The sequence below is a fragment of the Pseudarthrobacter sulfonivorans genome (assembly GCF_001484605.1).
Classification (GTDB): Bacteria; Actinomycetota; Actinomycetes; order Actinomycetales; family Micrococcaceae; genus Arthrobacter; species Arthrobacter sulfonivorans_A.
In genome coordinates this window covers 3,650,165-3,663,883 of record NZ_CP013747.1, presented here as the reverse complement: position 1 = coordinate 3,663,883, position 13,719 = coordinate 3,650,165, and the positions used below count along the sequence as shown (strand labels likewise).

Sequence of the window (13,719 nt, the reverse complement as noted above, 5' to 3'; positions counted from 1 at the left end):
TCATGAAAGCCTGACGACGGCCTGGGCCTTCATCAGCACTTTCTGGCCGGCAGCGACCACGGTGAGGTCAACGCGGGCGGTGCCCGCATCGGCGTCGAGCTTTCCAATGGCGCCGCTGACCTCGATGGTGGCCCCGGCGTCCGTGGTTCCGGTGGTGTCCGTAACCAGGACCGGCTTGGTGAAGCGGGTCTGGAAGTCGACGACGGCGGCGGGGTCGCCTGCCCAGTCGGTCACCAGCTGAACGGCGGCACCCATGGTGAACATGCCGTGGGCGATCACACCGGGCAGTTCCACGCCGGTGGCGAAGGCTTCGTTCCAGTGGATGGGGTTGAAGTCGCCGGAGGCGCCGGCGTACTTGACCAGGTCGGTCCGGGTGACCTCGATGGTGCGGCTGCCGATGTCCTGGCCGGCGCTGAGTTCGTGGAAGCTGGGGCTCATGGTTACTGTCCCTCTCCGCGGACGAGGATGGATGACGTGGTGGTGGCGACTGCCTCGCGCGGTCCGTTGCCGCCGTCGGTCAGGGCGAAAATTTCCTGGCGGGTGGTGATCATGGCCCCGCCGCCCATGGCACGGACACCGTCAACGTGCAGTTCGGCAACGAGGCGGTCGCCGGCGAAGATGGGGCGGTGGTGGATGAAGCGCTGGTCGGCGTGGACCACGCGGGAGAAGTCGATGCCGGCGTCCGGATCCTCGATCAGCTGGGCATCGGCGCGCTGGGCGATGATGATGGCGAACGTGGGTGGTGCCACCAAATCCTTGTGTCCGAGGGCCTTCGCGGCCTCGACGTCAAAATGGGCTGGGTGCGTGGCCTTGACCGCGCGGGCGAACTCGCGGATCTTCTCGCGGCCGACGTCGTAAACCTCTGCGGCAGGGTAGCTGCGGCCCTGCAGGTCCGGATTGATAGTCATGGCCTCAAGCCTATCGGTCTGCCCCGGGACACCCGGAATTCCGGCTACTTGCGGAGGTTCTTCCGGATGGTCTGGCCCCGCACCACAATCCCGGCGATATGCAGCAGGAGGCCTAGCCCAATCAGCGGCAGTGACGCAGTGGCGAGGCCCTGGTTTCCGGATATGTTGCCGATCAGGTTCAGGATGATTCCGACGGCGATGAGGCCCATGGCGCCGAAGACCAGGACTTTGTACGAGGTGGGCGCTGACTCCCAGAATTCTTTGAGCACCGTGACAGTCTACCGAGCGGGTTCAGAACAGCGGTTCCTGCACGGCCGGCACCTCCGAGGCGAAGTCCCCCAGGACGATGGTCCGGGCAGCCAGCCGGCCAAGGTTCACCACAAAGGCCGCGTCCGTTCCGGCCAGGCTGGCGAGGGCGTTGCTCCCGCTCAGCGCGGTGATGCCGAAGCCGTGCTTTCCCTGCTCCAACGGATGCGTGTAGGCGTGGCGCGCCGTGGTGGCGCAAAGCCCTGCCGCCTGCGCCGGCCGCACCCATAGTTCGTCCACGATGCTGAAACCTTCTGGGCTGGAACCGTCGACGGCGGCCTGGCCCAGCAGCGTGCGGACCGCGGCCGCGTGCCGCTCATTGATGCCGTCCAAGGCGGCCGCGGGCAATGGCCCCGCCAGGGCCTCGGCTTTGGCGGCGGAGCGGACCTGCTGCGCCAGGCCGGCCTCGCGCGTCACCATGTCCTCGAGGAGCCGAACCACGCGGCCGTCCTCCGCCCTGGCAACGTACCGCGCCACCACCGCTCCCTGTTCCGCGAGCCGGTTCCATTTCCTCAGGTGGGACGCCGTGCCCACCTTGCTGGCGCCGCCGGCGAACGTGGCCACGTACAGCCAGTGATCCTGCAGAAGATAAGTTCGCAGCCCGTCCGGAACGCGGCCGCCCCGGTGGAAATCGTGGATAAGGCGGGAATCGTCCAGCACAAAGCAGCGTTCGCACTGCTTGCCCTTCACGGCGGGGGCGCGGGCCGGGCACAGGACGTGGTCACGGCTGCTGGCTGAGTGGACCTTGTAATGCCCCAGGCAGAACCTGCCGTGATCGGCCACCGCGAAACCGAGCCTGGCGCCCGCCGCGAGGCTGACCTCGCGGAGATCCCCGGACGGTGACTGGAGGCGCAGAACCGGGCTGCCGCCGTCGTGCCTTACCGTCTGCGCCGGGTCGCCGTCCCAAAAGACCCCGTGAACCAGATAGCGGGTATCGGTCACGGGGTCTCCTGTGCGTTGGGTAAACGTTGGCGCTACAGCGCGGGCTGCACGCCGAACGCTACCGCGAGCTTCATGATCTTTTCGGCGCGGCCCAGGCGGGGCAGGTCCGAGCCGTCACGGATGACGCGGCCGTTGGCCTCGAAGTCGGACATAAAGTCCGTGGCCCAGGCGACGTCCGACGGGGTGGGGCTGATGACCTCGTTGATGACGTTCGTCTGGTCGATGGCCAGGCACAGCTTGCCGGTCATGCCCATCATCACGGTGATGCCGGTCTGCTCGCGCAGGATGGGGTGGTTGGTGCCGACGGTGGGGCCGTCAATGGGGCCGGGCAGGTTGCCGACGCGGCTGGCAACCACCAGTTTCGCGCGCGGATAGGCCATGGCCTCGGGGGTGGCCGCCATGCCGGTGTCTCGGCGGAAGTCGCCGGAGCCGAAGGCCAGGCGGAAGGCGCCCTGGGCCTTGGCGATGTTGTTGGCTTCCTCGATACCCACAGCGGATTCCACGAGCGGGATGACGGGCGTCTTGCCGTCCATCCGGTGGAAACTTTCGGTCACCTGGTCAGCTGATTCGGTCTTGGCGAGCATCACGCCGAGCAGCCCGGGCGTACCGCGCAGCCCTGCCAGGTCATCGGCCCAGAACGGGCTGGTGGCATCGTTGATGCGGACCCAGGCCTGGCCGCCGCCGCTGAGCCAGTCAATCACGTGCCCGCGCGCCTCGTCCTTTTGCGACGGGTCCACGGCGTCCTCGATGTCCAGGATGATCGAGTCAGCGCGCGAAACAGCCGACTGGTCAAACAGGTCGGTTTTCATGGCGTTGACCAGAAGCCACGAACGGGCGATTTCTGCTGGGATGTTGCGCTTGGGGCGTAATGTCTCGGTGGCGGTGGGTGACGTCATGCTACTACCGTATCTGCCCGGGCACCGCCAGCGCTAAGCCATGGCACCGGACGTGCCGAACAATACAGATACGACCGTCCGGCGCCGGTGGTCGGGCCTGTCGAGACCCGGGTTTCGACAAGCTCAACCACCGGTTTGGACAGGCTTAGTTCCCTGTGAGTTCCGCATGGAGCTTTCGGACGCGGGCGTTGATGTCGTCGCGGACGAGGCGCATGCGCTCCGTGCCTTCGATGCCGCGGGTGGAAGGTTCGTCGGTTTCCCAGGTTTCGAAGCGCGTGCCTTCGCGGGGTTCGAGCTTGGCTTCGGTGCCCAGAACGATCACGACGTCGACGGCGTCAAGCACCTCGTCGGTGACGGGCTTAGGGTGTTCCCCCGTAATGTCGATGCCGAGTTCGTTCAGGGATTCCACGGCCTCGTTGTTCAGGCAGCTGCCCGGTTTGGTGCCTGCCGAGTAGACGGTGACGTCGTCGCCGGCGAGGTCCCGCATGAGACCGGCCGCGAGTTGGGACTTGCCTCCGTTTTTGCTGCAGACGAACAGGATACGGGGAGTCTTGGTGCTTTCGGTCATGAGTTGGTGTCTTCTTTCTGTTCTGCGGCCAGGAGTGAGCCGACGAGGGTTTTGATGCGCGCCTGGATTTCGTCGCGAATGACCCGGACCGTCTCCAGGGACTGACCGGCGGGGTCGGTCAGGTCCCAGTCTTCATAGCGTTTCCCGGGGTAGATGGGGCATGAGTCACCGCAACCCATGGTGATGACGACGTCAGATGCCCGCACGACGTCGTCCGTGAGTGGCTTCGGATAGTCCTTGCCCAGGTCCAAGCCCATTTCGGACATTACAGTCACAACGGTTGGATCCAGCTCAGCTGCCGGCATGGAGCCTGCCGACCGGACGCGGATCCTGCCCTTGGCTTCAACGTTGAGCAGCGCGGCAGCCATTTGTGACCTGCCGGCGTTCTGCACGCAAACGAACAGGACCTCCGGGACCTCGGAGACCACCGACCCTTTGGATTTGGCCAGGGCGGCCAGCCGGTCGTTGGCGAAGTGTTCCGTGGTGGCAGGCAGGTAGGCGCTGATCTTCGCTGTCCGGGCCAAGGCCGTGTAGGACTCGAAGACGTAGCGTTCGACCGTCTCGACGGCGAACACCCCGGTGAAACGCTCGGCGAGGCGTTCGCTTATCCGGTGCAGGATTTCAGTATTGTCCTGCAATCCCAGCGTCGTTTTCTGGTGTTCGGTCATGGCAATACTCCCTTGGCGTGCGTCCGGAACGGTGCGTTGTGGTTGGTTGTGGTCAGTGTTCCCCGGAGCGGCCGTGAGCCAGCCCGGTGGGGAATCCAACGAGGACCGGCTCCGGGGCGGCGCAACAGCCGCTCTCCGCTGATCCGTCAGTGTCTGCTGTTGAAGCCGCGGGGACGTCGCAGCTGGTGCCGGCGTCGGTGGAGCATACCCCGGTTTCGGGCAGTTCAAGGTGGACAGTGTCCGCCGCGGCCTGGTCGCCGGAGAGTGCCGCGGCGACGGACCTGACCTGTTCGTAGCCGGTAGCTAGCAGGAAGGTCGGCGCACGGCCATAGGACTTCATGCCGACGATGTAGAAGTCCTTTTCCGGGTGGGCGAGAAGCTTGGCGCCATGCGGCTGGACCGTGCCGCAGGAATGGAATTCGGGGTCGATCAGCGGACCCAGCTCGACCGGCGCCTCGACGGCGGGGTCAAGGTTGAGCCGGAGCTCGCGCAGGATGTCCAAGTCCGGCCGGAAGCCTGTGCAAGGGATGATGACGTCGGCGTCCAGGGTGCGTCCGTCGGCGGCTTCGACGCTCACGTGGGTCTCCAGGGTCTTCAGTGAGGAGATGCCAAAGCCGGTGCGCAGTTCGATGGTTCCGGCCTCAACGAGTCGGCGGAGCCGGGCGCCTAGTTGGCCGCGGGCGGGCAGGCCGTCAGCCTCTCCGCCGCCGTAGACCTTTTCAGCGGATGCTCCGCGTACGGCCCACAGGATGGTGGTTCCGGGTTCTTCCTTGGCGAGGTCTGCCAGATTGATCAGTGTGTTCGCGGCCGAGTGCCCGGCTCCCACGACCAGGACGCGACGATTCGCGAAGGTGGCACGGTCCCGCCCTGTGACGTCCGGCAGGGGCGAGGAGATCCGGGCGGCGGCCGTGTCTTCGCCGATGGCGGGCAGCCCGGAGGTTCCGAGCGGGTTGCGCGTGGACCAGGTGCCGGACGCATCGATCACGGCGGCCACGGTGTGGTCGCGCACTTCTCCGCCGTCGTGTTCGACGCGGACGGTAAAGGGTGTGGTTTCGCGGTCCCGGACGTGGGTTTTGTCCATGCCCTGGCGTGTAACGGCGATGACGCGTGCGCTGGTCTGGAGGCGGGAGGAGATCTCCGGGGTTGCGGCCAGCGGGGCGAGGTAATTGTCGATCAGTTCCCCGCCGTACGGGAGTGCCGTCAGGCGGGGGGCCACCCAGCCGGCGCCTTCCAGCAAACGCAGGGCCGCGGCGTCGAGGTTGAACCGCCAGGGTGAGAACAGCCGGATGTGGCGCCACTGTTCGATGGCGGATCCCGCCGTCGGGCCTGCCTCGAAGATCAGCGGCTCGAGGCCGCGTTCGAGCAGGTGGGCTGCGGTGGCCAGTCCCACAGGGCCGGCGCCGATGACGGCGACGGGAAAGTTATTTACTGGATCCATGCTGTCCTCTGTTTCATCCGTTGGTGTGCGGTTCGATCGGGGTGCCTGCCGGAGCCTTGTGGGACCGGCAGGCCGGGGCGGTGCTGTTCAGCAGCAGTCCAGATCGTCCTCGTCGCAGCAGCCCGCATCGGTGCAGCAATCGGTGTCCATCCAGCTCACCCCCTCTCCCTAATCGCGGGGTGTGGTTACTTGGCGGCCGGGATCAGCGAGTCGATGAGCCCTTCGATGCGCGTCTTGATCTCGTCGCGGATGGGGCGGACGGCGTCTACGCCCTGCCCGGCGGGATCCTCCAGGACCCAGTCCTCGTAGCGCTTGCCGGGGAAGTAGGGGCATTCGTCGCCGCAGCCCATGGTGATCACGACGTCGGACTCCTTGACGGCCTCGGTGGTGAGGACCTTCGGGATCTCGGCAGACATGTCGATACCCAGTTCGGCCATGGCCTCGACGGCGGCCGGGTTGACCTTATCTGCGGGCTGCGATCCGGCGGAACGAACCTCAATGCCACCCTTCGAAAGGGTGGTCAGGAAGGCGGCTGCCATCTGGGAGCGGCCGGCGTTGTGGACGCAGACGAACAGGACGGAGGGCTTCTTGGCGGTTTCGGTGCTCACGTGGTTTCTCCTGGAATCAGATCGGTGTGAATCGGTTTGGTTGAGGTTGTTGCGCCTGCACCGCCCTTGCTAGCATCACATTGATGATTATCGATGTATGCAGTATCGAGCGAAAGATTGATGATTGTCAATATTTGAATCCGCCGGAATATCAAGCGGCGTGCAGGCGGGGCGCGAGGTCGCTGATGCGGCGGGAGATGTCAGTGAAGGCGCCTTCGAAGGCGTCCTCAGTGTTCAGTCGGAGCGGATCCGGAACGGACCAGTGGATCCCTCCCAGATTGGGAATTTCCTCGTGAGCGTTATCACACACGGTCACGACGAAGTCATCATCGTGCGCCACCTCATCGAGCCGGCGCGGGGGAAGGTCTGCAAGAGCGACGCCGTGGCGGCGGGCTACATCAATGGCCCCCCGGGCAATACTGTCCGCGGGATGAGTTCCGGCCGAGGTCGAGGGGATTCCGCTGATCTGATTCCAGAGCGCGGCGGCCAGTTGCGACCGGGCGCTGTTCCGCGTGCACACGAAGAGGACACGACTGGCCCCATACTCAGCCCCCGGCACCAGCCCTTCGAGCGCCCCGGCGGCAAGCCGGAAGTAGCTGCGCCGCCTGTCCGCCTCTGAGCGGTGGCGGATCGCCAGACCCGCTCCTTCCAGTGTGCGCAGGTGGTGGGACAGCAGGTTAGAGGGCATCCCGAGGTCAGCTTGAAGTTCCGTGGGGGAAAGGTCGCCCAGAGTCAGCAGGTCCACGATGCGCAGCCGCGCGGGATCGGCGAGGGCGGCATGCTTTGCGACCCGCGCCCGAAAGTCCTCAACTGGGTCAGTATTCATTGGTTCAATTTTGACTGAGTTAATTTCTTGCGTCAAGCTGTTGGTATGACTTCACATCAGCCGCCGCTGTGGCGCCGCGCCGTCGCCGAACTCCTCGGCACCGGCCTGCTCGTATCCATCGTCGTCGGCTCCGGGATCGCGGCACAGCAACTCTCTCCGAACGACGTCGGCCTGCAGTTGCTCCAGAACAGCACCGCCACCGTCCTGGGTTTGACCGTATTGATCCTCATACTCGGACCCGTCAGCGGTGCGCATTTCAACCCAGTAGTCTCGCTCGTGGACTGGGTCCTGGGTCGGCGCAGCGGAACCGGGCTGACCCTGCCGGACCTCGGTACATACCTGGTTGCCCAAACCGTTGGTGCAATAGGCGGCAGCGTGGTCGCGAACGCCATGTTTGAGGTGGGAACCTCAATCTCGGTCACCGACCGCGCCACCACAGGGCACCTCCTGGGCGAGGTCGTCGCCACCGCGGGCCTCGTCCTGCTGATCTTCGCACTGGCCGCCACCAACCGGGGCGTCCTCGCAGCCCCCGCCGTGGGTGCCTACATCGGCGCCGCGTACTGGTTCACGTCCTCGACGTCGTTCGCCAACCCCGCCGTGACGGTCGGCCGCATCTTCAGCGACACCTTCGCCGGGATCGCGCCGGCTTCTGTACCCGGCTTCGTCGCCGCTCAGCTGATCGGGGCGGCAGTAGGCCTCGGGCTCCTCGTCGTCCTGTTCCCCTCCGCCGCCCGCAGCGCGGACGACGTAGTCCTTGCGCACTCCTCAGTAACGACCACCTCCTAGCACTTAGCAGGCCACGACGGCCCGGCTGTTGCAGTGCTGCCAGACCGTCGTCGAACGCAAAGCCCCATACATTGATGGCGGTCAATATTCGGGCATAATGGGTACATGAAAACGCTGCCCGTTCTCGATCCGATCACGGACGAAGCTTGCTGCACCCCGGCAGGACAGCCCGCCCTTGGCGCAGAAGAGGCCAAGCAGAAGGCCCTGGTCTTCAAAGCCCTGGCCGACCCGAACCGGCTGCGGCTGCTGTCCATTGTCAAGGCCGAATCCTCCGGTGAATCCTGCGTCTGCGACCTGACCGACCCGCTGGACCTGGGCCAGCCCACGGTCTCCCACCACCTGAAAATCCTGGTGGACGCCGGTCTGCTGCACCGCGAAAAGCGCGGAACCTGGGCCTATTACTCCCTGGTTCCCGGGGCCTTGGAGCGGACAGCCGGACTCCTGGCGGCGCTGTGATCGTGCCTGAACCGTCCATCGTAACCACACGCCTCATGCGCGATGATGATTGGCCGGCCGTCCACCGGATCTACGCTGAAGGAATCGCCACCGGTCACGCCACGTTCGAAACGGAAGCGCCCGGCTGGGAACAATTCAACACCTCACGACTCCCCCGCCACCGGCTCGTCGCCGAGGAAGCTGTGCGCGGGATCCTTGGTTGGGCTGCTGTTTCCCCGGTTTCCACCCGCCCCGTGTACTCGGGCGTGGTGGAACACTCCGTTTACGTCGCGGCCCAAGCACGCGGCCTCGGCGTCGGGGCAGCGCTGCTGCGGGCCTTGGCAGAATCCACCGAGGCTGGCGGGATCTGGACCATCCAAGCCAGTGTCTTTCCCGAGAACGAAGCCAGTCTCAAGCTCCACCTCGCCAACGGCTACACCGTCGTCGGGCGGAGACACCGTATCGCCCGGATGACCAACGGACCGCTCACTGGACAGTGGCGCGACACAGTCCTGATCGAACGCCGCTCCCCCATCCTCTGAACAGCCGGGCACCGCCGCACGCAGCACCGACGACGTCGTGGCCAGCGCGTAAGGCTGCGCCCGGTGATCGAGCCCGGGCCCACTCTGGATCTCGACAGGCTCGATCACCGGGACCACAGGCTCGATCACCGGGACCACCCTCAGGGGAGGGTGCTGCCCCTTGCTGCGATCCACAGTCCGTACCAGTCGGCCCGGGTCATGGCCTCCGCCACGCGGGCGGCGTCCGCGCAGGCGGCGATTCTCGCCGGATTCACGGTGCCGATCACGGGCGCAATGCCGGCCGGATGCTTCATCAGCCACCCCAGGAGGACGGCCTCCCCCGTGGTGCCGTATTGACCGGCAAGCTCCGCAACCATCGCGGCCGCGGCAGTCTCCGCCGCCGTCGGGTTTTCCGGAACTGCCCCTGTGTACAACCCCTGCGCCAGCGCGCCGTAAGCCTGCACGGTAACGCCGTTGCTGCTGCAGTACTCCAGGGTCCCGTGCGGGAAGCTGTAGTCCAGCGACTCCGGATGGTTCACCAGGACCTGGCTCTCCAGCCAGGCCCGCTTCAGCAGGCTCATCTCCAGCTGGTTGGCCACCACGGGCACCTCCAGCCGCTCCTGCAACGCCTTGATCTGCGCGCCGGACATGTTGGACACCCCAAGCGCCCGAACCTTGCCGTCGGCCAGCAGTTGCCCGACGGCGGCCGCCACCTCCGCCAGGTCCGTCAGGGGATCCGGGCGGTGCAGCAGGAGGACGTCCACGTAGTCCGTCCGCAGCCTCTTCAGGCTGCCGTCCACGCGTTCCAGGATGGATTCCCGGCTGAGGTCATAGTGTGTGGCCAGCCCGCGTTCGCGGAGCCGGATCCCGCACTTGGTCTGCAGCCGGATCCGGTCGCGCAGGCCCGGCGTTGACGTAAGGACTTCGCCGAACACCGCCTCGGACTTGCCGCCGCGGTAGATGTCCGCGTGATCGAACAGCGTGATGCCGGCGTCCAGCGCGGCCTCGATGGCGGCAGCGGCCTCGTCAACATGCTGCACGTCATGCGGTTCATCGGACCAGCTGCCGCCCAGGCCCATGCAGCCGTAGATGAGTTCCTGCGCGGAGGATGGAACGTTGTGTACAGTCATTGCTTCACTCTTTCATGAGCCGGGGCAGACACACAGGTGGCGGGGCCCGGCAGGGCCCCGCCACCTGTTTGATATTGAGTTATGTCAGCGCAGCCAGGCGGTGCTGTTGGCGCCCAGTTTGCCGTCCACCAGCGGGGCGCTGCTGACCAGGACGGTACCTGCCGGCAGCTCGACGGCGGTGTCCCCGAAGTTGGTAACGGACTGCCAGCTACCGGGGCGGCGGAAGTGCAGGACCTCCGGGTTGCCGGTCTCCACCCACTCCAGCTCCTCGCCGGCCTGCAGTTCGCGGCGCAGCTTCAGGGCCGCGCGGTACAGCTCCAGGGTGGAGTTCTCGGTGCCGTCCTGTGCCTCCACCGCGTACTTGCTGAACCAGTCCGGCTGCGGCAGGTGCGCGCCGCCGTCGCCAAAGCCGAAGGAGGTCCCTTCAACCTTCCAGGGCAGGGGCACCCGGCAGCCATCACGGCCCACCTCAACGCCCCTGTTCCGGAAGAACGCGGGATCCTGGCGCTCGGAGTCCGGAATCTCCGCCACTTCCTGCAGGCCCAGTTCCTCGCCCTGGTACAGGTAGGCCGAGCCGGGCACAGCGAGCATCAGCAGGGTGGCGGCGCGGGCACGGCGCTCGCCAAGGTCCACGTCGAGTTCCTCCTTGGGGCCGCCGGCCAGCAGCCAGCCTTTCCCGTCCTGTCCCTTGGCGTGCTTCTTCCCCTTGGACGCCTTGGGCAGGCCATAGCGCGTGGCATGCCGGACGACGTCGTGGTTGGAGAAAACCCAGGTGGAGGACGCGCCGGTCGCGGCGGCTTCGGCGAGGTTGCGGGTGATGATTTCGCGGAAATCCTCGGCATCGAAGTCGGCCTGCAGCAGGTCGAAGTTGAAGGCCTGGCCCAGGCCCTCAGGGCTGGCGTAGCGGGCACGGCGGGTAGCGTGCACCCATGCTTCGGCGACGGCGGTGCGGGGCGGGTGGTATTCGTTGAAGACTTCGCGCCATTCGACGTAGATGTCGTGGACGTCGTCCCGGTCCCAGAAGGGGTGCGAACCGTCGTCGAACCCGTCCGTCCCCGAGTTGGCCTCGGTCAGCTCCAGCTTCGAGAGCAGCGGCTCGGTGAGATCCTTGGTGAGGGCATGGGCCACGTCCACGCGGAAGCCGTCGACGCCGCGGTCGGACCAGAAGCGCAAGGTCTTGAGGAAGTCGTCGCGGACCTCCCGGCTGGACCAGTTCAGGTCCGGCTGTTCCTTGGCAAAGATGTGCATGTACCACTGGCCGGGGGTGCCGTCCGGCTCGGTGATGCGTTCCCAGGCCGGTCCGCCGAAGACGGAGTCCCAGTCCGACGGCGGGAATTCGCCGTTGGGTCCTTTGCCGTCACGGAAGATGTATCGCTCACGCGCGGCGGAACCCTTCGGCGCGGCGAGCGCCTCCTTGAACCATTCGTGCCGGTTCGAGGAGTGGTTGGGGACGATGTCGGCGATCAGCTTGATGCCGGCGGCGTGCAGCGCCTTGGCCATCTCGTCGAAGTCCGCCAGCGTGCCCAGCTTGGGGTCCACGTCGCGGTAGTCGTCCACATCGTAGCCGCCGTCGGCCAGGGCCGACGGATAGAAAGGGCTGAGCCACACAGCGTCGATCCCCAGTTCCTTCAGGTAAGGGACCTTGGCCGTGATGCCCTTGATGTCACCCATGCCGTCACCGTTTGAATCGGCGAAGCTGCGCGGATAGATCTGGTAGACCGCGGCCTGGCGCCACCAGTTGGGATCGGCCAGACGGTCGGAATCGGACAGGGTTGCCAGCGTGGCAGTGGTGGACAAAGGATGATCCTTTTCTCTTGTTTGGGTTGTTCTTGCTGGGTGGATAAGTCTGGCTATTTAACGGCCCCGCGCATGACTCCGGACAGTACCCAACGTTGGGCCAGGATGTAAACCACCAGTGTGGGTGCCATGGCCATCAGGTAGGACGCGAACGCGAGGCTGTAGTTGGTGTTGAACTCGCCCTGGAACAGCATTTGGACCACGGGGAGGGTCTGCAGGGCCGGGTCGGCGATCATCATCTGCGGCAGCAGGAAGTCGTTCCACGAGCCAAGGAAGGCGAAGATGCCCACCGTGGCGTTCATGGGGGCCAGCAGCGGGAAAATGATCTTGCGGAACACCTGCCAGGTGGTGGCACCGTCCATCCGGGCCGATTCCTCCAGCTCCACCGGGATGGAGCGGACGAACGCGATGTACAGCAGCGCGTTGAACGAGATTCCGCCCAGCACGTGCAGGAAGACGACGCCGGCCGGGTTGTCCAGGCCGAGCAATGCAGTCTGCTTGATCAGCGGCAGGATGATCACCGGGAACGGAATGAACATGGCGGACAGAAGGTACACAAAGGAGCCGCGGAAGAACCGGTGGTTCCAGTTCCGTGCGATGGCGTAGGCAACCAGCGAGCTGCAGGCCAGCGAGCCGAGGACGCTGAAGACGGTGACGAATGCCGTGGACATAAAGGCCCGAGGGAAGTTCGTGGCCACGTAGGCAGCTGCGAAGTTCTCCCAGTTAAGCGGGTTCGGCCAGGCAAGCCCGGTCCCGGTGCCGATCTGGTCCGGTGACTTCAGCGCCATGGCCACGGTGAAGTACAGCGGCAGCAAGACAGTCAGGGATGCCACGAGCATGAGGGCGGTGAGCCACCAGTTGATCTTGAAGCCCTCGCGGCCGGACGGGCGGTTTGTGAGAACGCGGATTCTGCGCTGCGGAAGAGTTGATGAGGTCATTACAGTGATACCCCCCGGCGCTGGATGAGGCGCAGCTGGATGACGGAGATCAGCAAAGTGATCAGGAAGTAGATGACCGCATTGGCCATCTGGTAGGAATAGTCGCCACCCGTGAAGCCGGAGAAGATGCGCATGGCCACTGACTGGGTTGCCATGCCGGGTCCGCCGCCGGTGAGGCCCACGATGATCTCGTAGGTCCCCAGGAATCCCTTGAAGCCGAGGATCACATTGATGACGAGATAACCGAGGATGAGGGGCAGTGTGAGGCTCAGGAACTGGCGGAAGCTGCCGGCACCATCCAGGTCCGCGGCTTCGTAGACCTCCGCTGGCACGCTCTGGAGCCCGGCGAGGTAGATGATGGTGGCTCCGGGCGCGGCCTGCCACACGGTGACCAGCACAATGGCCAGCCAGGCGAGGTTTTCGTTGGCCAGGATGCTGGTGGCAAGCGGCGTTAAGCCGAACCGTTCAGCGAGCACCGGCAGGGTGTTGGAGAACAGGTAGTTGAAGACAAACGACACCACCAGGGCTGAGAGCACCATGGGGATGAAGAACACGGTGCGGATGCCGGTTCGCCACTTGATTTTCGCATTCAGTCCAAGGGCGATCGCCAGGGCCACGATATTGACCACCACGGTGGTGGTCAGGGCAAAGACGAACGTGAAGATGTAGGACTGCAGGATTGCCGGGTCCTTGAAGATGTTGACGTAGTTGGACAGGCCGATGAACTTCCAGTCACCGTAGCCTGCGTAGTTGGTGAGGCTGAAGAACACCCCAACCAGCGCTGGCAGGGTGATGAAGAAGGCGAAAAGTGCAAGGACCGGCACCACCATCCAGTAGTAGGTGGGGTCGATCCGGCGCTTGGACCGGACAGCGAGCGCACGGGCGGGGTCGTTGTGCGCGGCCGGCGTTGTCTCAGCCGGCAGGGCAGTTGCGGTCATGGGGGCTCCTGGGA

The 13,719-nt window shown here is 65.5% G+C and carries 17 protein-coding genes; 3 read left to right on the top strand and 14 right to left on the bottom strand.

Annotated features, from left to right (window positions below; translation table 11 throughout):
* The 10 genes from AU252_RS16575 to AU252_RS16530 all read right to left on the bottom strand — a co-directional run bounded on the left by AU252_RS16575 (window position 1) and on the right by AU252_RS16530 (window position 7,160).
* The gene (locus AU252_RS16575; RefSeq protein WP_058931677.1) at window positions 1-438 is read right to left on the bottom strand and encodes a MaoC family dehydratase; all 438 of its coding nucleotides are present in this window, start codon (window positions 436-438) and stop codon (window positions 1-3) included.
* Window positions 439-440: 2 nt separating this feature from the next.
* Window positions 441-908: an FAS1-like dehydratase domain-containing protein gene (locus AU252_RS16570; RefSeq protein WP_058931676.1), complete on the bottom strand. Its 468-nt coding sequence runs from the start codon at window positions 906-908 to the stop codon at window positions 441-443.
* A 44-nt stretch (window positions 909-952) separates the two neighbouring features.
* Window positions 953-1,177, bottom strand: coding sequence for a DUF3188 domain-containing protein (locus AU252_RS16565; RefSeq protein ID WP_058931675.1), 225 nt, complete (start codon window positions 1,175-1,177; stop codon window positions 953-955).
* Between the two features lie 22 nt (window positions 1,178-1,199).
* Window positions 1,200-2,156 carry a DUF2797 domain-containing protein gene (locus tag AU252_RS16560; RefSeq protein WP_083510453.1) on the bottom strand — a complete coding sequence of 319 codons (957 nt, stop codon included), beginning with the start codon at window positions 2,154-2,156 and terminating at the stop codon, window positions 1,200-1,202.
* A 32-nt stretch (window positions 2,157-2,188) separates the two neighbouring features.
* Complete coding sequence (locus AU252_RS16555) at window positions 2,189-3,052, bottom strand: HpcH/HpaI aldolase/citrate lyase family protein (protein WP_058931674.1); 864 nt, start codon at window positions 3,050-3,052, stop codon at window positions 2,189-2,191.
* A gap of 145 nt (window positions 3,053-3,197) precedes the next feature.
* On the bottom strand, window positions 3,198-3,620 hold the full coding sequence (locus AU252_RS16550; protein ID WP_058931673.1) for a low molecular weight phosphatase family protein: 423 nt from the start codon (window positions 3,618-3,620) through the stop codon (window positions 3,198-3,200).
* The gene (locus AU252_RS16545) at window positions 3,617-4,288 is read right to left on the bottom strand and encodes an arsenate reductase ArsC (RefSeq protein WP_058931672.1); all 672 of its coding nucleotides are present in this window, start codon (window positions 4,286-4,288) and stop codon (window positions 3,617-3,619) included. The genes AU252_RS16550 and AU252_RS16545 overlap by 4 nt, the downstream gene beginning before the upstream one ends.
* 52 nt (window positions 4,289-4,340) lie before the next feature.
* Window positions 4,341-5,726: an FAD-dependent oxidoreductase gene (locus tag AU252_RS16540; RefSeq protein ID WP_058931671.1), complete on the bottom strand. Its 1,386-nt coding sequence runs from the start codon at window positions 5,724-5,726 to the stop codon at window positions 4,341-4,343.
* Between the two features lie 185 nt (window positions 5,727-5,911).
* Window positions 5,912-6,334 carry an arsenate reductase ArsC gene (locus tag AU252_RS16535; protein ID WP_058931670.1) on the bottom strand — a complete coding sequence of 141 codons (423 nt, stop codon included), beginning with the start codon at window positions 6,332-6,334 and terminating at the stop codon, window positions 5,912-5,914.
* A 151-nt stretch (window positions 6,335-6,485) separates the two neighbouring features.
* Window positions 6,486-7,160 (bottom strand): helix-turn-helix domain-containing protein, encoded by a 675-nt coding sequence (locus AU252_RS16530; RefSeq protein ID WP_058931669.1) that lies wholly within the window; start codon window positions 7,158-7,160, stop codon window positions 6,486-6,488.
* 45 nt (window positions 7,161-7,205) lie between these two features.
* On the opposite strand from AU252_RS16530, the gene AU252_RS16525 reads away from it, so the two are divergent.
* The 3 genes from AU252_RS16525 (at window position 7,206) to AU252_RS16515 (ending at window position 8,923) form a co-directional block, all read left to right on the top strand.
* Entirely contained in the window at window positions 7,206-7,946 is a 741-nt protein-coding gene (locus AU252_RS16525; protein WP_058931668.1) for an aquaporin, read from the top strand.
* A gap of 105 nt (window positions 7,947-8,051) precedes the next feature.
* Window positions 8,052-8,402 (top strand): ArsR/SmtB family transcription factor, encoded by a 351-nt coding sequence (locus tag AU252_RS16520; RefSeq protein WP_058931667.1) that lies wholly within the window; start codon window positions 8,052-8,054, stop codon window positions 8,400-8,402.
* A gap of 35 nt (window positions 8,403-8,437) precedes the next feature.
* Entirely contained in the window at window positions 8,438-8,923 is a 486-nt protein-coding gene (locus tag AU252_RS16515; RefSeq protein ID WP_058933012.1) for a GNAT family N-acetyltransferase, read from the top strand.
* Between the two features lie 140 nt (window positions 8,924-9,063).
* Here the strand turns inward: AU252_RS16515 and AU252_RS16510 are convergent, their stop codons facing one another.
* The 4 genes from AU252_RS16510 to AU252_RS16495 all read right to left on the bottom strand — a co-directional run bounded on the left by AU252_RS16510 (window position 9,064) and on the right by AU252_RS16495 (window position 13,705).
* A complete protein-coding gene (locus tag AU252_RS16510; RefSeq protein ID WP_058931666.1) occupies window positions 9,064-10,032 on the bottom strand; it encodes an aldo/keto reductase in 969 nt (322 codons plus the stop codon).
* 84 nt (window positions 10,033-10,116) lie between these two features.
* Window positions 10,117-11,829 (bottom strand): glycoside hydrolase family 13 protein, encoded by a 1,713-nt coding sequence (locus AU252_RS16505; protein WP_058931665.1) that lies wholly within the window; start codon window positions 11,827-11,829, stop codon window positions 10,117-10,119.
* 53 nt (window positions 11,830-11,882) lie between these two features.
* Window positions 11,883-12,767 (bottom strand): carbohydrate ABC transporter permease, encoded by an 885-nt coding sequence (locus tag AU252_RS16500; protein ID WP_058931664.1) that lies wholly within the window; start codon window positions 12,765-12,767, stop codon window positions 11,883-11,885.
* Window positions 12,767-13,705 (bottom strand): carbohydrate ABC transporter permease, encoded by a 939-nt coding sequence (locus AU252_RS16495; RefSeq protein WP_058931663.1) that lies wholly within the window; start codon window positions 13,703-13,705, stop codon window positions 12,767-12,769. Before AU252_RS16495 ends, AU252_RS16500 begins: the two co-directional genes overlap by 1 nt.
* Window positions 13,706-13,719 lie beyond the last annotated feature (14 nt).

Coding starts and splice junctions, on each gene's coding strand:
- AU252_RS16545 (WP_058931672.1), bottom strand. CDS start 4,288: ATGACCGAACACCAGAAAACGACGCTGGGATTGCAGGACAATACTGAA.
- AU252_RS16570 (WP_058931676.1), bottom strand. CDS start 908: ATGACTATCAATCCGGACCTGCAGGGCCGCAGCTACCCTGCCGCAGAG.
- AU252_RS16555 (WP_058931674.1), bottom strand. CDS start 3,052: ATGACGTCACCCACCGCCACCGAGACATTACGCCCCAAGCGCAACATC.
- AU252_RS16525 (WP_058931668.1), top strand. CDS start 7,206: ATGACTTCACATCAGCCGCCGCTGTGGCGCCGCGCCGTCGCCGAACTC.
- AU252_RS16510 (WP_058931666.1), bottom strand. CDS start 10,032: ATGACTGTACACAACGTTCCATCCTCCGCGCAGGAACTCATCTACGGC.
- AU252_RS16495 (WP_058931663.1), bottom strand. CDS start 13,705: ATGACCGCAACTGCCCTGCCGGCTGAGACAACGCCGGCCGCGCACAAC.
- AU252_RS16540 (WP_058931671.1), bottom strand. CDS start 5,726: ATGGATCCAGTAAATAACTTTCCCGTCGCCGTCATCGGCGCCGGCCCT.
- AU252_RS16520 (WP_058931667.1), top strand. CDS start 8,052: ATGAAAACGCTGCCCGTTCTCGATCCGATCACGGACGAAGCTTGCTGC.
- AU252_RS16500 (WP_058931664.1), bottom strand. CDS start 12,767: ATGACCTCATCAACTCTTCCGCAGCGCAGAATCCGCGTTCTCACAAAC.
- AU252_RS16530 (WP_058931669.1), bottom strand. CDS start 7,160: ATGAATACTGACCCAGTTGAGGACTTTCGGGCGCGGGTCGCAAAGCAT.
- AU252_RS16575 (WP_058931677.1), bottom strand. CDS start 438: ATGAGCCCCAGCTTCCACGAACTCAGCGCCGGCCAGGACATCGGCAGC.
- AU252_RS16550 (WP_058931673.1), bottom strand. CDS start 3,620: ATGACCGAAAGCACCAAGACTCCCCGTATCCTGTTCGTCTGCAGCAAA.
- AU252_RS16515 (WP_058933012.1), top strand. CDS start 8,438: ATGCGCGATGATGATTGGCCGGCCGTCCACCGGATCTACGCTGAAGGA.